This window comes from Microbacterium sp. KR10-403 (assembly GCF_040196215.1).
GTDB lineage: Bacteria > Actinomycetota > Actinomycetes > Actinomycetales > Microbacteriaceae > Microbacterium.
On record NZ_JBEGDC010000005.1, the window covers coordinates 276,068 to 295,062 of the forward strand.

Annotated in this window: 17 protein-coding genes; 16 read left to right on the forward strand and 1 reads right to left on the reverse strand. The window is 69.4% G+C overall.

What is annotated here, in order from left to right; genetic code table 11:
- Window positions 1-35: 35 nt before the first annotated feature.
- The 11 genes from rpsD (at window position 36) to aroQ (ending at window position 10,833) form a co-directional block, all read left to right on the forward strand.
- Window positions 36-665, forward strand: coding sequence for a 30S ribosomal protein S4 (gene rpsD, locus ABMQ42_RS13105; RefSeq protein WP_275279866.1), 630 nt, complete (start codon window positions 36-38; stop codon window positions 663-665).
- 131 nt (window positions 666-796) lie between these two features.
- Window positions 797-1,000, forward strand: a complete 204-nt coding sequence (locus ABMQ42_RS13110) for a hypothetical protein (RefSeq protein WP_349723433.1) — start codon at window positions 797-799, stop codon at window positions 998-1,000.
- A 69-nt stretch (window positions 1,001-1,069) separates the two neighbouring features.
- Window positions 1,070-3,730 (forward strand): alanine--tRNA ligase, encoded by a 2,661-nt coding sequence (alaS, locus tag ABMQ42_RS13115; protein WP_349723434.1) that lies wholly within the window; start codon window positions 1,070-1,072, stop codon window positions 3,728-3,730.
- On the forward strand, window positions 3,727-4,200 hold the full coding sequence (ruvX, locus tag ABMQ42_RS13120; RefSeq protein WP_349723435.1) for a Holliday junction resolvase RuvX: 474 nt from the start codon (window positions 3,727-3,729) through the stop codon (window positions 4,198-4,200). Before alaS ends, ruvX begins: the two co-directional genes overlap by 4 nt.
- A gap of 1 nt (window position 4,201) precedes the next feature.
- Window positions 4,202-5,782, forward strand: coding sequence for an endolytic transglycosylase MltG (gene mltG / locus ABMQ42_RS13125; RefSeq protein WP_349723436.1), 1,581 nt, complete (start codon window positions 4,202-4,204; stop codon window positions 5,780-5,782).
- Window positions 5,776-6,615 carry a shikimate dehydrogenase gene (locus ABMQ42_RS13130; RefSeq protein ID WP_349723437.1) on the forward strand — a complete coding sequence of 280 codons (840 nt, stop codon included), beginning with the start codon at window positions 5,776-5,778 and terminating at the stop codon, window positions 6,613-6,615. Before mltG ends, ABMQ42_RS13130 begins: the two co-directional genes overlap by 7 nt.
- 30 nt (window positions 6,616-6,645) lie before the next feature.
- Window positions 6,646-7,863: a chorismate synthase gene (aroC, locus tag ABMQ42_RS13135; RefSeq protein ID WP_349723438.1), complete on the forward strand. Its 1,218-nt coding sequence runs from the start codon at window positions 6,646-6,648 to the stop codon at window positions 7,861-7,863.
- A complete protein-coding gene (locus ABMQ42_RS13140; protein WP_349723439.1) occupies window positions 7,860-8,393 on the forward strand; it encodes a shikimate kinase in 534 nt (177 codons plus the stop codon). The genes aroC and ABMQ42_RS13140 overlap by 4 nt, the downstream gene beginning before the upstream one ends.
- Window positions 8,390-9,472, forward strand: a complete 1,083-nt coding sequence (gene aroB / locus ABMQ42_RS13145; protein WP_349723440.1) for a 3-dehydroquinate synthase — start codon at window positions 8,390-8,392, stop codon at window positions 9,470-9,472. The genes ABMQ42_RS13140 and aroB overlap by 4 nt, the downstream gene beginning before the upstream one ends.
- A 321-nt stretch (window positions 9,473-9,793) precedes the next feature.
- Window positions 9,794-10,378, forward strand: coding sequence for a helix-turn-helix domain-containing protein (locus tag ABMQ42_RS13150; protein WP_349723441.1), 585 nt, complete (start codon window positions 9,794-9,796; stop codon window positions 10,376-10,378).
- Window positions 10,375-10,833 (forward strand): type II 3-dehydroquinate dehydratase, encoded by a 459-nt coding sequence (gene aroQ, locus ABMQ42_RS13155; RefSeq protein ID WP_349723442.1) that lies wholly within the window; start codon window positions 10,375-10,377, stop codon window positions 10,831-10,833. Before ABMQ42_RS13150 ends, aroQ begins: the two co-directional genes overlap by 4 nt.
- Here the strand turns inward: aroQ and ABMQ42_RS13160 are convergent.
- Complete coding sequence (locus tag ABMQ42_RS13160; protein ID WP_349723443.1) at window positions 10,776-12,230, reverse strand: MDR family MFS transporter; 1,455 nt, start codon at window positions 12,228-12,230, stop codon at window positions 10,776-10,778. The genes aroQ and ABMQ42_RS13160 overlap by 58 nt on opposite strands.
- Window positions 12,231-12,302: 72 nt before the next feature.
- Between ABMQ42_RS13160 and ABMQ42_RS13165 the strand changes: the two genes are divergently transcribed.
- The 5 genes from ABMQ42_RS13165 to ABMQ42_RS13185 all read left to right on the forward strand — a co-directional run bounded on the left by ABMQ42_RS13165 (window position 12,303) and on the right by ABMQ42_RS13185 (window position 18,951).
- Window positions 12,303-12,929 (forward strand): TetR/AcrR family transcriptional regulator, encoded by a 627-nt coding sequence (locus ABMQ42_RS13165; RefSeq protein WP_349723444.1) that lies wholly within the window; start codon window positions 12,303-12,305, stop codon window positions 12,927-12,929.
- 58 nt (window positions 12,930-12,987) lie between these two features.
- Window positions 12,988-13,548, forward strand: coding sequence for an elongation factor P (efp, locus tag ABMQ42_RS13170; protein ID WP_349723445.1), 561 nt, complete (start codon window positions 12,988-12,990; stop codon window positions 13,546-13,548).
- Window positions 13,549-13,567: 19 nt separating this feature from the next.
- Window positions 13,568-13,978, forward strand: coding sequence for a transcription antitermination factor NusB (gene nusB, locus ABMQ42_RS13175; protein ID WP_349723446.1), 411 nt, complete (start codon window positions 13,568-13,570; stop codon window positions 13,976-13,978).
- Window positions 13,979-14,019: 41 nt separating this feature from the next.
- On the forward strand, window positions 14,020-17,307 hold the full coding sequence (locus tag ABMQ42_RS13180; RefSeq protein ID WP_349723447.1) for a DEAD/DEAH box helicase: 3,288 nt from the start codon (window positions 14,020-14,022) through the stop codon (window positions 17,305-17,307).
- Window positions 17,308-17,382: 75 nt separating this feature from the next.
- Complete coding sequence (locus ABMQ42_RS13185; protein ID WP_349723448.1) at window positions 17,383-18,951, forward strand: Rieske 2Fe-2S domain-containing protein; 1,569 nt, start codon at window positions 17,383-17,385, stop codon at window positions 18,949-18,951.
- Window positions 18,952-18,995 lie beyond the last annotated feature (44 nt).

An 18,995-nucleotide genomic window follows, 5' to 3' on the forward strand; every position in this document is an offset into this window, starting at 1 on the left:
GATCGACACGGCCGCGTCATCGGAAGGAAAACTTCGTGGTCACGAAGTCCCAGGACCGCCGTAAGGTCCGCCTGTCCCGTGCTCTCGGCGTCGCCCTGACGCCCAAGGCCGCGCGTTACCTCGAGAAGCGCCCCTACGGCCCCGGCGAGCACGGCCGCACCAAGCGCAAGCAGGACAGCGACTACGCCGTCCGTCTGCGTGAGAAGCAGCGTCTGCGCGAGCAGTACGGCATCCGCGAGAAGCAGCTGCGCATCGCGTTCAACGAGGCCCGCCGCAAGGACGGCCTGACCGGTGAGAACCTGGTCGAGCTGCTCGAGATGCGTCTGGACGCCCTCGTGCTGCGTTCGGGCATCGCCCGCACCACGGCGCAGGCTCGCCAGTTCGTCGTGCACCGTCACATCATGGTCGACGGCCAGCTCGTGGACCGCCCGTCGTTCCGCGTGAAGCCGGGCCAGCTCATCCACGTCAAGGAGCGCAGCGAGGGTACCGAGCCGTTCCAGGTCGCCGCCGCCGGTGGCAACGCCGAGGTGCTGCCCCCGGTTCCCGGCTACCTCGAGGTCGACCTCGAGAAGCTGCAGGCGCGACTCGTGCGTCGCCCGAAGCGCGCCGAGGTGCCCGTCACGTGTGACGTGCAGCTCGTCGTCGAGTACTACGCCGCGCGCTGACGCATCGCGCGACAAGCGAACGCGAGGGCGTCGGGAACTTCATCCCGGCGCCCTTCGTCGTACCGCCTGTACCCGTCGGCTGTGCCGATTACGATAGGGGGATGCCGCGTCCGCGGTCGAGGAGTGGAGACATGAAGAGTCTGGTGTGGTTCGTGTTCGGTACTGCCTGTGGCTTCGTCGTCGCGCACTTCATGAACAAGGACCCGCGCGGGCACGAGGTGCTCGCCGCCGTCGACGCGCGCATCACCGAGTTCACCGACCGCATGGGCGACGCCTACCGCCAGGAGGAGGCGCGTCTGTCCGGCGCCCCGGCGGGCGACGAGCCCGCCGCCTGACCGGCGGCATCCCGACCCTCGCCGGCTGCGCAGCGACGCCGCCGGCACCTCTCCCTGAGAAAGAAGCGCATGAAGACCGCTGAGATCGCCCAGCGCTACCTCGACTACTTCGAGAAGAACGACCACGTCATCGTCCCGTCGGCGTCGCTCGTCAGCAGTGACCCGTCGATCCTGTTCACGATCGCCGGCATGGTGCCGTTCATCCCGTATCTGAGCGGACTCGTGCCCGCGCCGTACGCGCGCGCCGCCGATGTGCAGAAGTGCATCCGCACCCTCGACATCGAGGAGGTCGGGCATACCGCCCGCCACGGCACCTTCTTCCAGATGCTGGGCAACTGGTCGTTCGGCGACTACTTCAAGGAAGGCGCGATCGGCTACGCCTGGGAGCTGCTGACCTCGTCCGAGGCCGACGGCGGCCTCGGCTTCGCCGAGAAGGACCTCTGGGTCACCGTCTACGAGGACGACGACGAGGCCGCCGAGCTGTGGCAGCGGATCGCGGGCCTGCCCGCCGAGCGCATCCAGCGGATGGGCAAGGAGGACAACTACTGGCACACCGGCCAGCCCGGACCCGGCGGACCCTGCTCGGAGATCTACTTCGACCGCGGCCCTGCCTACGGGCGCGACGGCGGCCCCGCGGTCGACGACAACCGGTTCACCGAGATCTGGAACCTCGTGTTCATGCAGGAGCAGATCACGAACGTGCGCTCGAAGACCGAGTTCGACGTCGTGGCGCCGCTGCCGAAGAAGAACATCGACACCGGCATGGGCCTGGAGCGCGTCGCCTTCATCAAGCAGGGCGTCGAGAACATGTACGAGATCGACCAGGTGCGGCCGGTGCTCGATCGGGCGGTGGACCTCTCGGGTCGCCGCTACGGCGCCGAGCACGGCGATGACGTGCGCTTCCGCGTCGTGGCCGACCACGTGCGTTCGTCCCTCATGCTGCTCTCCGACGGCGTCACCCCCTCGAACGAGGGCCGCGGCTACATCCTGCGCCGCCTGATGCGCCGCACCGTGCGCGCCATGCGCCTGCTCGGCGTCGACGAGCCGACGTTCCCCGAGCTGTTCGTCGCATCGCGCGACGCGATGAAGAGCGCCTACCCGGTCGTCGCCGACGACTGGACGCGCATCTCGCAGTACGCCTTCGCCGAGGAGGAGACCTTCCTGCGCACGCTCGCGTCGGGCTCGACGATCCTCGACGTCGCGATCGATGAGACCAAGAAGGCCGGCAAGAGCGCGATCAGCGGCTCGGAGGCCTTCCTGCTGCACGACACCTACGGCTTCCCGATCGACCTCACTCTCGAGGTGGCGCAGGAGGCCGGCCTGGACGTCGACCGCACCGCGTTCGACACGCTCATGCAGGAGCAGAAGTCGCGAGCCAAGGCCGATGCCCGTTCGCGCAAGCGGGCCATCGCCGACCAGAGCGTCTACCGCGAGTTCCGCGCGCAGGGCGAGACCGTCTTCTCGGGCTACACCGAGCTCGAGACGGGGTCGTCGGTGCTCGGCATCCTCGTCGACGGATTGCCGGTGCCGCAGGCGGTGCAGGGGCAGATCGCCGAGGTCATCCTGGCCGAGACCACGCTGTACGCCGAGAGTGGCGGCCAGGTCGCCGACAAGGGAATGATCGTGGGGCCGGGCTTCGAGCTCGAGGTGCTGGACGTGCAGCGTCCGGTGCCGGGCCTGATCAGTCACACCGTCGAGGTGTCGCAGGGTGAGGTCGGCGTCGGGCAGCCGGCGACGACGGTGGTGGATGCCGCGAACCGGCGCGCCGCCACGCAGGCGCACTCCGCGACCCACCTCGTGCACGCCGCGCTCCGCGACACGCTGGGCAAAACCGCGACCCAGGCGGGTTCGCTCAACCGCGCGGGCTATCTGCGCTTCGACTTCTCGTGGGGCCAGGCGCTGTCGGATGCGACCAAGAGCGAGATCGAAGAGATCGCCAACAACGCCGTGCGCGACGACCTGCAGGTCACCACGCGCGTGCTGCCGCTGACCGAGGCCAAGGAACTCGGCGCGATGGCGCTGTTCGGCGAGAAGTACGGCGACACCGTGCGCATGGTCGACATCGGCGGCCCGTGGTCGCGTGAGCTGTGCGGCGGCACACACGTCGCCACTTCCGGGCAGATCGGCCTCATCAGCCTCCTCGGCGAGTCGTCGGTCGGCGCGTCGAACCGCCGCGTGGAGGCACTCGTCGGCCAGGACGCCTTCCGTGAGCTCACCGCCGAGCGTGCCCTCGTCTCGCGGCTCACGAGCGCGCTGAAGACCCCGCGCGACCAGCTGGCCGAGCGGGTCGCCGAGCTGGCCGCAAACCTCAAGGCGGCGGAGAAGAAGATCGCCGCCTTCGAGGCACGCGCACTGGCCGACCGCGTGCCGACGCTCGCCGAGGGCGCCGTGCAGATCGGTGCGCACCGCGTCGTGACCGCGTCGCTCGGAACGGCGGGGTCGGGCGACGACGTGCGTTCTCTCGCGCTCCAGGTGCGCGACCGGCTCGGCTCGGATGCCGCCGTCGTCGCGCTCGGCGCCGAGGTCAAGGGCCGCCCCGTCGTGGTCGTGGCCACGAATGAGGCCGCGCGGACGGCCGGGGCGAAGGCCGGTGCGCTGGCCAAGACCGCGGCCGGTGTGCTCGGCGGTGGCGGTGGCGGCCGCGATGACGTGGCGCAGGGCGGGGGGACGGATGCCGCGGCACTGCCCGCGGCGCTGGAGGCCGTACGCGCCGCCCTGGAGACGGTGTGACCGACCCCCTGCGCGGAGTCCGTCTGGCCGTCGACGTCGGCAAGGCCCGCGTCGGGGTCGCCCGCAGCGACCCCGACGGCCTGCTCGCGGTGCCGGTGGAGACCGTGCCGCGCAAGGGCGAGCCGATCGCGCGCATCACGGCGCTGGCCGATGAGTACGAGGCGATCGAGATCATCGTCGGCCTGCCGCTGAACCTGCACGGGCAGGACACACCGTCGACCACCGATGCCCGGGAGTTCGCGGCGCGGCTGGCCGCGGCATCCACCGCCCCCGTCCGCATGATCGACGAGCGGCTCAGCACCGTGTCGGCTCACAACGCGCTGAGAGATTCGGGCCGATCCCAGCGTTCATCTCGTAGCATGGTGGATCAAGTCGCCGCGGTCGTGTTCCTGCAGCACGCACTCGACATCGAGAAACGGACAGGGCTGCCCGCCGGCGATCTCATCCCCCCAGCGCAGGAGCCCGCCTGACATGCCCGAAGTCCGTCCCCCCGACGGTGATCCCGCCTCCGGCGCACCCCTGACACGCCGCCAGGCACGTGAACTGGCCGCCCGCAGAGAAGCGGAGCAGGCCGCGGCGCGCGGCGCCCAGACGGCGGCTGCCCGCGAGCCGGCGGCGGCGCCTGAGCCGGCGCCGTGGACGCCGCCGGCGGCCGAGCCGCGCGCGGTGTCCGTGCCCGAGCCTCGTACCGCGTCGGTGCCCGAACCCGCGGCGGTCGCCGATCCGGCACCGACGGCACGGATCGACGCGCAGCCGTCGACGGAACGCGGCTACGGTCCGATGCGCACGGGTTCTCTTCTCGCGATGGATGAGGAGACCCCGGCCGACGTGCCCGTCGCGGCTGCGGCATCCCCCCGCCCCTCGCAAGATGCGGACCGTGGCCCGTCGATGCCGGTGCTCGACGACCTCTTCACGGGAACGACCACGACGGATAGTTTGGGGGCCGTGCCTGCGAAGAAGTCGAAGCGTCAGAAGCGCAAGGGCTGCCTGATCGGCTTCCTCATCGTGATCGTCGTGCTCGGCGGCATCGGGGCCGGCGGGCTGTACGTGTGGCACACCTACGAACCGCAGATTCGCAGCCTCATGGGCTGGGAGGAGCCGAAGGACTACGAGGCGGGCCTCGCGCACGGGGAAGCGCTGATCACCATCGAGTCGGGCGACACCGGTGCCGTCATCTCCAAGACGCTGTCGGACGCGGGCGTGACCAAGACATCGGGCGCGTTCTACGACCTGCTCGTGTCGACGGGGGCGAACCCGACGTTCTATCCGGGCGTGTACAAGCTCCAGAAGCAGATGACGGCGAAGGCGGCGTTGAAGGCGCTGCTGGACCCTGCGAGCAAGCAGGAGAACGCGGCGCTGCTGCCGGAGGGCCTGACCGAGGACCAGATCCTCGACCGGCTGTCGGACTCGCTGGGCATCCCGCGGAAGGACTTCACCGCGGCTGTGAAGAACCCCAGCGACTACGGGGTCGACGCCGACAGCCTCGAAGGCTGGCTGTTCCCCGCGATGTACGACTTCAACCCGGATGTGACCGCGAAGGACGTCATCAAGACGATGGTCGCGCGCACCGTCACTTCGCTCGACGACGCGGGCGTGCCCGAGGCCGATCGGCAGCGGATCCTCATCATCGCGTCGATCATCCAACGCGAGGCGCGTGAGGAGAAGGACTTCTACAAGGTCTCGCGGGTCATCGAGAACCGGCTCGACCCCGACAATCAGGAGACCTTCGGCAAGCTGCAGATGGACTCGACCGCGCAGTACGGCTACGGCGAGCTGCACGACGGCACGGCGAGCTCGTCGCAGGCGGCGCTCGACGACGACAACCCGTGGAACACCTACGTGCACGCCGGCCTGCCCGTCGGGCCGATCTCGAATCCCGGGGATGTCGCGATCGATGCCGCGATGCATCCTGCGAAGGGCCCCTGGCTGTACTTCGTCACGGTGAACATGGACACCGGCGAGACCGTCTTCAGCACGACCTACGCGGAGCACGAGAAGGCCATCACACAGATGCGGGCGTGGTGCACGGACCACCCGGATGCGGGATGCTGATCGCGGGGGACCGGCTGGAGGTCTGGGGCGACCCCATCGCGCACAGCCTGTCGCCGCGCCTGCACACGGCCGCCTACCGGACGCTCGGGCTGGAGTGGGCCTACGGGCGGCGACAGGTGTCTGCGGCGTCGTTCCCCGGCGAGTTCGGTGCGCTCGGGCCCTCGTACCGCGGGCTGTCGCTCACGATGCCGCTGAAGGGTCGTGCCTTCGACGCCGCCGTCAGCCGCAACCGGCATGGCGAGCTGTCGGGAGCGGTCAACACGCTGCTTCTCGCCGACGACGGCCCACACGGGTTCAACACGGATGTGGCCGGCATCGCCGCCGACGTCGCCGAGCAGCTGGATGCCCCGATCGATCGTGCACGGATCGTCGGCTCGGGCGCGACCGCGACATCGGCGCTTCTGGCGCTGGAGACGCTGGGCGTCTCGCGGGTCGAGGTGGCGGCGCGGCGCCCCGAGGCGGTCGAGCGGCTGGCGCGGCTGGGCGCTCAGATCGGCGTGACGGTCGAAGGCGTCGGGCTCGACACGCGCGCACGCGACGTGGTGGCGCTGACGGTCGCGACGCTGCCCGGTGGCGCACCGTTCGACCCCGCCGTGGCGGATGCGCTCGCGCGCGACGGGGGACTGCTCTACGACGTCGTGTACGGGCACTGGCCGACCGAGCTCGCGGTGGCGTGGGAACGTCACGGCGCGCGTGCCGTCGCCGGGATCGGGATGCTGGTGCATCAGGCCCTCCGACAGGTGCGCGTGTTCGTCTCGGGGTCCGATGAGAACGTGTTGCCGGACGAGCCCGCCGTCCTCGCCGCGATGTGGGACGCCGTCACGGAGGTCTGAGCGCCGCGGCGGGCGTGGGAGACTGGAGGAATGCTCCGCGTGCTCACGGCCGGCGAATCCCACGGCCCCGAACTCGTCGCCCTCATGGAGGGACTGCCCGCCGGCGTCCCCGTCTCCCGCGCCGCGATCCAAGCGGATCTCGCGCGTCGCAAGCTCGGCTACGGCCGCGGCTCGCGCATGAAGTTCGAGGAAGACGAGCTGACGATCTCGGCCGGCGTCCGATACGGCTTGAGCCTGGGCAGCCCCATCGCGGTGCGCATCGGCAACACCGAGTGGCCGAAGTGGACCGAGGTGATGAGCGCCGAGCCTGTGGAGCTCACCGACCGCTCGCGCGGACGGGGCGCCCCGCTGACGCGGCCGCGCCCCGGTCACGCCGATCTCGTCGGCATGCAGAAGTACGGGTTCGACGAGGCCCGGCCGATCCTCGAGCGCGCGAGCGCGCGCGAAACGGCTGCGCGCGTGGCACTCGGAGCGATCGCCCGGGCGTTCCTCGCCGAGCTGGGCATCGGCCTGGTCAGCCACACGCTGTCGATCGGGCCGGTGCAGGTACCCGACGGCTCGCCGCTGCCGAGGCCTGACGACGTCGACGCGCTGGACGCCGATCCGCTGCGCTGCTTCGATGCGGCGACGAGCGAGCGGATGGTGGCCGAGGTCGATGCGGCGCGCAAGGACGGCGACACGCTCGGCGGCATCGTCGAGGTGCTCGCCTACGGCCTGCCGCCCGGGCTGGGCTCGCACGTGCAATGGGACCGCAAGCTGGACGGCCGGCTCGCGCAGGCCCTGATGAGCATCCAGGCCATCAAGGGCGTCGAGATCGGCGACGGCTTCGAGACCACGCGGCGCCGCGGCTCCGCCGCGCATGATGAGCTCTTCGCGACCGACGGCGGCATCGCGCGGGCGAGCGACAGGGCCGGCGGCACCGAGGGCGGCATGTCGACCGGCACCGTGCTGCGCGTGCGTGCGGGCATGAAGCCGATCGCGACGGTTCCGCACTCGCTGCGCACCGTGGATGTCGCCAGCGGCGAAGCGGCCGGCGCCCACCACCAGCGTTCCGACGTGTGCGCGGTACCGGCCGCAGGTGTCGTGGCCGAGGCGATGGTCGCGATCGTGCTGGCGGGTTCGGTGCTCGAGAAGTTCGGGGGCGACAGCGTCACCGAGGTGCGCCGCAACCGTGACGCGTATCTGGCGGAGATTCCCGCGACCCTTCACACGACGGCGCTCAGCGACCCGACGCTCCTCGACCGATGAGCGGTCGCGCGGTCGTCCTGATCGGGCCGATGGGCGCGGGAAAGACGTCGATCGGGCGCAAGACGGCGAGAGCGCTGCATGTTCCGTTCACCGACACCGACATCTCGGTGGCGCGCGACCACGGCCGGATCTCCGAGATCTTCGCGGCTCACGGCGAACCGCGCTTCCGCGAGCTCGAGCGCGAGGCCGTGGAAGCGGCGCTGACCTCCGAAGGCATCGTGGCACTGGGCGGCGGGGCCGTGCTGCATCCGGACACCCGTGCGGATCTCGCGGGGCACCCGGTCGTCCTCCTGACGGTGGACCCGCGCACGGTGGCCGGCCGCATCCAGGGGACGAGCCGGCCCCTTCTGCAGGGGAAGGACGCCATGGAGTCGTGGCGACGCGTGATGGCCGAACGTGAGGGCATCTACGCCGAGCTCGCCGACATGACGGTCGACACGTCCACCGGACATATCCGTGACATCGTGGAACGGGTGGTGGCCTGGGTGCAGGAGCAATGGGCGCGCGACGCCAGGGAAGGATCGAAATGAGCCAGACGACGACGATCACGGTGTCGGGAGATCGGCCGTACGACGTGACGATCGGGCGGGGCATCCTGCTCGACTCGATCGCGGCGGCGCTCCCGCCGGCCGCCCGGAAGATCCTCGTGGTGCACCAGCCGGCGCTCGCGACCGCGGCCGGCCAACTCCGTGACGCGCTCTCGACGAGCGAGCGTCAGGTGCTGCTGGCCGAGATCCCCGATGCGGAAGCCGGCAAGCGCGTCGAGGTCGCGGCGTTCTGCTGGCAGATCATGGGGCAGGCCGATTTCACCCGGACCGACGCGGTCATCGGGTTCGGCGGGGGAGCGGTCACCGACCTCGCGGGTTTCGTCGCCGCCACCTGGCTGCGCGGCGTCGATGTCGTGCAGCTGCCGACCTCGGTGCTGGCGATGGTGGATGCCGGCATCGGCGGCAAGACCGGAATCAACACCAACGAGGGCAAGAACCTCGTGGGCGCGTTCTGGCCGCCGCGCGCGGTCATCTGCGACTTCGAGCTGCTGGATTCGCTGTCCGACAATGAGCGCATCGCCGGGTTCGCCGAGGTGATCAAGGCGGGGTTCATCTGGTATCCGGAGATCCTCGACCTCGTGGAGGCGGACAAGGCGGCGGCGCTGGACCCGCAGTCGGAGGCCTTCGCACGCTGCGTCGAGCTGGCGATCCGGATGAAGGCGGAGGTCGTGGGCAAGGATCTGCGCGAGTCGGGTCTTCGCGAGGTTCTCAATTACGGCCACACCCTCGGCCACGCGATCGAGTATTCCGAGCGGTATCAGTGGCGGCACGGCGCGGCGATCAGCGTGGGCATGATGTACGCCGCCGAGCTGTCGCGCCTGGCGGGGCGTCTGTCGGATGATGTGGTCGACCGCCACCGCTCCATCTTGACGTCGCTCGGTCTGCCGACGACCTATCGGTCAAACGCATGGAAGACCCTGCTGTCGACGATGCGCCGCGACAAGAAGGCCCGCGGCGACATGCTGCGTTTCATCGTGCTGGACGACATCGCACGTCCGACCGTGATGCAGGCGCCGGACGAGTCCCTGCTCTACGCGGCGTACCAGGAAGTCGGGGAGTAGCCGCCACGCCGCCGGGCACTCGCAGGCCCGGCCGGACCAGTGTGCGGCGCTGAAAATCGGCGCCGCACATCCCTTCTCGCGTCTCTCACCAGCTGATAACCCAGGATTATCAACGGGTGAGCCACTCGAGAGCAGCCCGTGCCTCACCGGTTGATCACTGAGAGTTATCAAGTGGTGAGCGGTTCACGAAGACATCGTCACCGCGCTTTTCGGTTCCGCTCCGTACGGCCGGGCGCGCCAGCTCGAGTCTTCGCGCCCTTGTCCATGGTCTTGAGCCGAGTCCACGCCAACAATGTCGGTGGTGGCTGAAAGAGTCTTGGCATGACATCGAGTGGCATGGTGGGTGACCCGACCAACGCGGGCGACGGGGTGCTTGCCCTCCTTGAGGGCGGGCTCGACACATCGGGCTTCGTCCGCCGCGCGCGTCGCCTGGCCGACCTCAGCCAGCGTGAACTCGCGGAGCGCATCGGCGCGAAGCAGCCACGCGTGTCGGCGATCGAGGGTGGTGCAGATCTGAGCGTGCAGATGTTCATGGGCATCCTCGCAACGGCCGGTTTGCGACTGACGGTCGTCGACGTCGAGGGGAACCCGGTCGAACCGATGCCCGACGACGTCTTCCACGATCGCGCGGGCAGGCGCCGGCCCGCGCACCTCGACGTGCATGCACGGCCCGAGAACCCCACGATGAAGATGCTTCTCCGCGCCGCGGATCCCGTGCCGCCGGGCGGAGCGTGGCACCACCTGCGCGAGGAACGCGACAGGCTGCGGCGCACGACCGGGGGAGATGCAGTGCGCGAACAGCTCACCAGCAGCGTCGCGCGGGCCCGGCGGGCGGAAGCCCAGCGTCGGCGGCCCCGGGCGCGACCACCGGACGCATCGCTGCCCGGCGGTAGGGTGGTGCCGTGACAGCACCGCGCCGACTTCTCCTCGTCAACGGTCCCAACCTGAACCTGCTGGGCGTGCGCGAGCCGGAGATCTACGGCACCGAAACCCTCGACGACGTGGTGCGGATCGCGACGGGTGCCGCATCCCGGCACGGGTTCGAGGTGCGCGCCGTACAGAGCAACCACGAGGGCGTCATCATCGACGCGATCCACGACGCGCGCACCGACTGCTCGGGCATCGTGATCAACCCCGGTGGCCTCACGCACACCTCGGTCGTGCTGCGCGACGCGCTCTCGGGCGTCGCGCTGCCGGTCGCCGAGGTGCACATCTCCGACGTCGCGCAGCGCGAGGAGTTCCGGCATTTCTCCTATGTCGCCGATGTCGCCGCCGTGCACGTCATCGGCGAGGGCGTCGCGGGCTACGCGACAGCCGTGGATTTGCTCGTCGACGTCATCTCGGGACGCGCCGAGGGCTGAGCAGGCCGTGCGGGCAGCGCGAAGCACACGACGATCGCGACGACCGTGAAGCCCACCGCCCACCAGAACGCGACATCGAAGCCGTCGGCGAGCGCACCCAGCGATGTGGTCGACCCCACCGCCCACTGCAGGATCACGGCCAGCAGCGCGGTGCCGAAAGCTCCACCCAGCTGCTGAGCGAGTCGCGTGATGAGGCTCGCGTGGGGCACCTGCTCGTGCTCGAGTCCGACGTAGGCGACCGCCATCACCGGTATCATCACGGCGCCGGTGCCGAGCCCGCGCACCAGCAGCACCGCCATCAGCCACCAGAGGTTCGTCGTCGCATCCGCCACGGCGAAGGGGACCGTGGCGAGTCCCATGATGACGAATCCGGCGATCGCGACCGCCCGCGCGCCGATTGTGTCGGTGAGCTTGCCCGCGAGCGTCCGACTCAGCAGCGCTCCGACGCCCTGCGGGATCATCAGCAGTCCGGCGGTGAGGACATCCACGCCGTGCAGCAGCTGGAAGAACAGCGGCAGCAACAGCATCGATCCATACAGGGCGGCACCGGAGAGGAACAGCACGGCCGACGAGGACGCCACCGGCCGCAGCCGCAGCAGCCCCACATCGATCAGCGCCGTCGCCGGCCTTCGCGACGACCGCCAGGCGAACAGTGCGAGCAGGATGATGCCCACCAGCGCCGGAAGCCACACGTCCAGGCGGGCGAACCCGCCCGGCTCGCCGACCCGCGACATCCCGTACAGAATCCCCACGACGCCGGGGGAGGCCAGCAGCAGCCCGACGAGGTCCAGCCGGACCCGGCCCGCGGGCTCGTCCTTCGGCACGAGCTTCCATGCCAGGAGCAGCCCGACGAGGCAGAAGGGTACGTTCACCCAGAAGAGCCAATGCCAGTCGAGCCAGTTCAGGATCACACCGCCGATCGTGGGACCGAGGATCGGGCCGAGCGCCGCGGGCAGGCTCACGAGCGCCATCAGCCGACCGAATGACGCGCCCTTGGGCACCTGCTGGATCGCCAGCGTCGCCATGAGCGGCATCATGAGACCGCCGCCGACGCCCTGCACGATCCGGAATGCGATGAGGCTCGGCGCGCTCCACGCGAGCGAGCAGGCGATGGATGCCGCGAGGAAGATCGTCAGCGCGATCATCCACAGGCGCTTTCCGCCGATGCGCGCCTGAGCCCAGCCGACCACGGGGATGGTGACGCCGAGCGCGAGCAGATAGGCGGTGCTGACCCATTGGATGGTGGCGACCGACACGTCGAGGTCGACGGCGAGCGTCTTCAGCGCGATGCTCACGATCGTGCTGTCGAAGATGACGGCGAGACCGCCGACGACGAGGGCGAGCGCCGTCACCACGGCGGAGCGGGGGATCGCCGGGGCGGACGATGAGACGGACATCGGAACTCCTTCGTAAGATACACGACTGTATCTCTGTTTCGGGAGTGTACGCCGACCCGATAAGATACACAAATGGATCTTGAAGGGGACGCCGCGCCCGCCCGCCGACGTCGGGGCGAAGAGCTCGAGCAGGCGCTGCTGCAGGCCGCGTGGGAGCAGCTGCTCGACGGCGGCTACCCGGGCTTCACGATCGACGCGGTCGCCGAGCGCGCGCAGACGAGCCGTTCGGTGCTCTACCGGCGCTGGTCCGATCGGGAGGCGCTCCTGGACGCCACGCTCTCGTACGGGCTGAACCTGGGGCGGATCGAGACGCCAGACACGGGCAGCCTGCGCGGCGACATGCTGGCGATGATGCGCGCCTCGAACGTCGCGCGCAGCGCGATCGCTCCGCTCATGAGCGTGTTCATGGGCGCGTACTACGCCGACTCGGGCCGCACGTTCGCCGATGTGCGGCAGCGGGCTTTCGGCGAACGATCCGGCAGAAGCGTCGACAAGATCCTGGATCGCGCCGTCGCCCGTGGCGAGGTCGACCCGAGTCGGCTCACTCCGCGTGTGCGCACCGTGGCCTCCGACCTCTTCCGGCACGACCTGCTGATGACCGCTGCGCCGCTCACCGATGAGGCGATCGTGGCCATCGTCGACGAGGTCTTCCTGCCGCTCGTCGCGGCCGACCGCGGCGCCGGCCGCGACATCCCGTAGAATCGAACGTCGGGTCTCGACACGACCCGTCACGAACTCACGAAACGGAACATCGCACATGGCATCCACCGCAGACATCCGCAACGGCGTCGTCCTCAACCTCGACGGCCAGCTCTGGAGCGTCGTGGAGTTCCAGCACGTCAAGCCCGGCAAGGGCGGTGCCTTCGTGCGCACCAAGCTCAAGAACGTCGTCACCGGCAAGACCAACGACAAGACCTTCAACGCCGGCTCGAAGGTCGAGATCGAGAACGTCGACCGCCGCGACTTCACCTACCTCTACAACGACGGTGACAGCTTCGTGTTCATGGACACCGCCGACTACGACCAGCTCACCGTGTCTGACACGGTCGTGGGCGACGCGAAGAACTTCATGCTCGAGAACCAGGCCGTCACGATCGCGCTGCACAACGGCAACCCGCTGTACGTCGAGATGCCGGCGTCGGTCATCCTCGAGATCACCTACACCGAGCCCGGACTTCAAGGCGACCGCTCGTCGGCCGGTACGAAGCCCGCCACCGTCGAGACCGGTTACGAGATCCAGGTGCCGCTGTTCCTCGAGACCGGCACCAAGGTCAAGGTCGACACCCGCACGGGTGACTACCTCGGCCGCGTGAACTGATCCGGGCGCCCCGCACACGATGAGCGCACGCAGCAAGGCGCGTCGCCGCGCGATGGACATCCTCTTCCAGTCGGACGTCCGCGGCGAGCAGATCGCGACGATCCTGGCCGCCGAGGCCAAGCGCGCAGCCACAGAGCCCGCTCGGGAGGCATCGTGGCTGTACGCACGGGAGATCGTCGACGGCGTGATCGACAACCAGGGCGAGATCGACGAGCAGATCACGACGTTCGCCAAGGACTGGTCGCTCGAGCGCATGCCGGCGGTCGACCGTGCTCTTCTGCGCATCGGCGCATGGGAGATCCTCTTCAACGAAGAGGTGCCCACCGCGGTGGCGATCGACGAGGCGGTGGAGCTCGCGAAGGAGTTCTCCACCGACGAGTCGGGCTCGTTCATCCACGGCGTGCTCGCGCGCATCGGCCGCTCATCCTGATCTGAGCGGCGGTGTCCGACGCCTCTGCGAGGATGGACGGCATGCGGCACCTCGACCCCGAAGACATCCGTCGTCGGGCCGAGGGCTATGGCTTCACGCGCGGCGTGGAGTACTTCCGCTCGGGTGCCGTGCGACAGGTGTCGTGGGATGAGGATGCCGCGGTCCTGGCCGGCATCGTCGACGGGAGCCGCTCGGCGGCGTACCGCACGCGCATCCATCTCGACTTCGGGCATCCGGGCGATCCGATCAGGTCCACGAGCTGCTCGTGCCCGATGGGCGCGGGATGCAAGCACGTCGTTGCCACGATGCTCGCGTGGAACGCACAGCAGATGGGCGCGACCGTGCCGGAAGCGGCTCCGCGGCTCGTCGCGCCCGCACCTCCGTCAGCGCCGGCGTGGCGCCCGCACGAGCCGGAACCAGAGGCGACCTGGCGCAGCATCCTCACCCCCGCACCCCGGTTGCACGGCACGCGTCAGCTCGCGCTGGGCGTCGAGCTGCGTCAGCGTGCGGGAAGCGGACACAGCCGTTGGGCGCCGGCGCGCTGGGTGACGGCGACCGCGCGGAGCCTGGCGACCGAGCCGAGCGAGCTGTCGCTCAGCCTGCGCCCGCTCGAGCGCAGCGCATCGACCGGGCGCTGGATCAGAGGCCAGATCTCGTGGGATGCCCTGCGCCGCACCGGTGTCGGTTACGACGAACGCCAGGTCGCCTGGATGCGCGAGCTGCACAGCATCGCACGGGCACCATGGTCGTTCGGCGGGTACGCCGACACCGGCGACTGGATCACCCTCGACGAAGTGACCTCCGGCCTGCTCTGGCCGCACCTGGCCGCAGGTGCCGCGCACGGGGTGGAGTTCGTCCCCACCGTGAAGTCACAGAGTGTGCGGCTCGCCGACGACGGGGCGGTGACGGTGCGCGTCGCGCCGGCGGCGGGGGCGCTGCGACTCACGGCGGAGCTGACCGTCGACGACGTCGTCGTCGAACCGGACGGCCTCAAGGCCATCGGCGACACCGGCGTCTATGCGTTCGTGTCGCATCGGTCACAGGTCGACATCACGCTGGTGCCGGCAGCGCTGAGCGATCCCGTCCGTGCGCTTCTGCAGGCGCCCGAGGGCGTGCTGGTGCCGGCGGCCGAGAGGGAGCAGTTCCTGCGCGAGGGCTATCCGAAGCTCGTCCGCCACAGCCCGATCACCGCCGACGGCGTGGCACTGCCCGAGCCCGAGCCCATCCGCCTCGAGCTTCTCGTGCGCTTCCGGCCGCGCGACACGATCGAGTTCGCACTGGAGTGGATCTACCCCGGCGAGGTGCGGTACGCCTACGGGTGGGATGCCGCTCCCGACCGCGATTCGGAGGGCGAGGCGTCGCTGCGCGCGGCGCTGACGGCCGCATGGCCCGAGGCCGCGGCATCCGGCACCCTGCTCGACATCGAGGCGGCGGAGTTCATCGCCACCGTGCTGCCGGTGCTGCATGAGATCGAGCATCTGCGCCTGGTGACGAAGGGCAAGCAGCGCACCTATCGCGAGCTGTCGGGCGATCCCGAGATCACCGTGTCGACCGTGGAGAGCACCGACCCCGACTGGTTCGACCTCGGCGTCATGGTGACGATCGACGGTCGCCACATCCCGTTCCAGCCACTGTTCACCGCGCTCGCGCAGCGTCGGGGCAAGCTGCTGCTCGCCGACGGCGGGTACTTCTCGCTCAAGCATCCGGCGCTCGATCGCCTGCGCGAGCTCATCGAGGAGTCTGCGGAGCTCAACGAATGGGAGACCGCCCCGCGCATCAACCGCTACCAGACCGCGCTCTGGGCGGACTTCGAAGACCTCGCCGACGTGTCCGAGCCCGCGGTGTCGTGGCGGGCTCTGGCGGAGGGGCTGCGCGATGTCGACCAGGTGGAGCCGACGGCGCTGCCTCACGCCCTTCACGCCGAGCTGCGGCCGTACCAGAAGGCCGGTTTCGACTGGCTCGCGTTCCTGTGGCGGCATCGGCTGGGCGGCATCCTCGCCGATGACATGGGGCTGGGCAAGACGCTGCAGACGCTCGCTCTCATCGCGCACACGCGTGAGGCGGGTGAGCGGCGCCCGGTCCTCGTGGTCGCCCCCACCTCTGTGCTCGCGACCTGGCGGGATGAGGCATCCCGCTTCGTCCCCGATCTGACCGTCGCGATCGTCGACGCCACGCGGTCCCGCCGGGGTGCGCTGCCCGACGACATCGACGTGATCATCACCTCGTACACGCTGCTGCGCCTCGATGAGGACGAGTTCGCGGCCCGCGACTGGGCGCTCGTCGTGCTCGACGAGGCACAGTTCGTGAAGAACCCCGCCACCAAGCTGCACAAGGCCGTGAAGCGGCTGCGCGCCGACGCGGTGTTCGCCCTCACCGGCACGCCGATGGAGAACACGCTGACCGAGCTGTGGGCGCTGCTCTCGCTCACGGCGCCGGGGCTGTTCGCGTCGGCGCGACGATTCCGCGAGGAGTACGTCGGGCCCATCGAGAAGGGCAGAGTGCCCGAGAATCAGGAGGGCGGGCCGTACCGTGCCGCGCGACTGAAGCGGCTGCGTCACCGGATCCGCCCGCTCATGCTGCGGCGCACCAAAGAGCTCGTGGCCGCCGATCTGCCCGCAAAACAGGAGCAGCAGTTGTGGGTCGAGCTGGCGCCGGCCCACCGCGCGCTGTACGACACCGTGCTGCAGCGGGAGCGGCAGAAGGTGCTGGGGCTGCTCGACGACTTGGACCGCAACCGGTTCATCGTGTTCCGCTCGCTGACGCTCCTGCGCATGCTCGCATTGGCCCCGGTGCTCGTGGATCCCGCGCATGCCCGCATCCCCTCCGCGAAGCTCGACGACCTCGTCGAGCAGATCGCGGAGCTGGCGGCCGAGGGCCATCGCTGCCTCGTCTTCAGCCAGTTCACGTCGTTCCTGCAGCTGGCGGCGGAGAGGCTGGATGCCGCGGGCATCGCGACCGAGTACCTCGACGGCTCGACGCGTCGCCGCGAGGACGTGATCGCCGCCTTCCGCACCGGCGAGGCGCCGGTGTTCCTCATCAGCCTGAAGGCGGGCGGGTTCGGACTGACGCTGACCGAGGCCGACTACGTGTTCCTGCTCGATCCGTGGTGGAACCCCGCCGCCGAGGCGCAGGCCGTCGACCGGACGCACCGGATCGGGCAGACGCGCAGCGTGTTCGTCTACCGCATGATCGCGACCGGCACCATCGAGGAGAAGGTGCTCGACCTGCAGCAGCGCAAGGCCCGTCTGTTCCGCTCGGTGATGGACGACGACGACCTGTTCGCGAAGGCGCTGTCGGCCGACGACATCCGCGGTCTGTTCGAGGACTGATTCTCCCGGCGTTGCCGGGGCGGGCCACAGGAGGCGCCGCGTAGAATCGGGAGGCCATCGATCAGGAGGAGTTCCATGCGGATCACCGGGCTCGGCCACGCCGGGATGTTCATCGAGACCGCCGGCGGCAGCATCATCTGCGACCCGGTCATCGGTCCGAGCTTCTACGGGGCCTGGTTCCCGTTCCCCGACAACCGCGGCCTGGACTGGGAGCGCTTCGGCAAGGCCGACTTCCTGTACATCTCGCACCGGCACCGCGACCACTTCGACCCGCGGCTCATGGAACGGTACATCCGCAAAGACATCCGGGTGCTCCTGCCCGAGTACGCGACCGATGACCTCGAAGACGACATCCGCACGCTCGGCTACACGAACATCATCTACACGCGGGCAGGCGTCCCGATGCAGTTCGGCGACCTGAAGCTCATGGTCACACCTCTGCGGGCCCCTTCCGACGGTCCGATCGGCGACTCGTCGCTCTCCGTCGACGACGGCACCGCCAGCATCCTGAACCAGAACGACTCGCACCCGCTGGATCTGGAGAAGCTGCTGAGCTTCTCGAAGCCCGACGCCTACTTCACCCAGACCTCGGGTGCGATCTGGTGGCCCATGGTCTACGACCTGCCGCAGGACGCCAAGCAGAACTTCGCGCGCCTGAAGCGCGACGCGCAGAACAAGCGCGCGATGTACTACATCGAGAAGGTCGACGCCGAGCACGTCTTCCCGATGGCGGGCCCGCCGATGTTCCTGCGCGACGACCTCTTCCGTTTCAACGGCTGGGGCAAGGAGGACGACGCGATCTTCACCGATCAGGCGCAGTTCCTCGAGCACATGGCCGCCGAGCGGCCCGAGCAGAAGGGATACCTGTTCGTGCCGGGCACGCAGGTGGACCTGAACCACGGCGAGATCGAGATCTCGCAGACGCTGTACACCGACGACGAGATCGACCGGATCTTCGGCGACAAATGGAACTACCTTGAGGAACAGCGCGCGTCGCGCCAGCAGGAGCTGCGCGATGAAGAGGCCTCGCGCGCCGCGGTGCTGCCGCCGGCCGAGATGCTCGCGGAGCTGAAGGCCTGGTGGGAGCCGATGCTGCGCAAGTCGCGCACGATCCGCCTGGGCGTCGGGGGACCGGTGCGCATGACCATCGGCGAGCTCGACCTCGTCGTCGACTTCCCGAAGGCCAAGGTCCGCGAGTACACGGGCGAGGACTGCGAGTTCTGGTACACGATCCCCGCCGACCTCGTCTCGACGAACATCCGTGACCACGAGATCGACTGGTCGAACTCGATCTTCCTGTCGCTGCAGTTCAGCGCGGGGCGCAAGGGCAAGTTCAACGAGTTCATCTACACGTTCTTCAAGTGCCTGTCGGCCGACCGCATCGAGTACGTGGAGAACTGGTACTCGGAGCAGGCCGACACCAGCGAGGATGTGCAACTCGACGACTGGATGGTGCAGCGTCGCTGCCCGCACCTGCGCGCCGATCTGTCGAAGACCGGCAAGATCGAGGACGGCGTGCTCACCTGCAGCATGCACGACTGGAAGTGGGACCTGGCCACCGGCCGGTGCCTGACGACCCAGGGGCACCCGATCCGCGCCGAGCAGTGCCCGATGACCGAAGAGGCGCTGCGCCCCGCGGGCTGATCGACCAGCCTGTACCACTTACGGCCGCGGTGGTACTCTGGCGT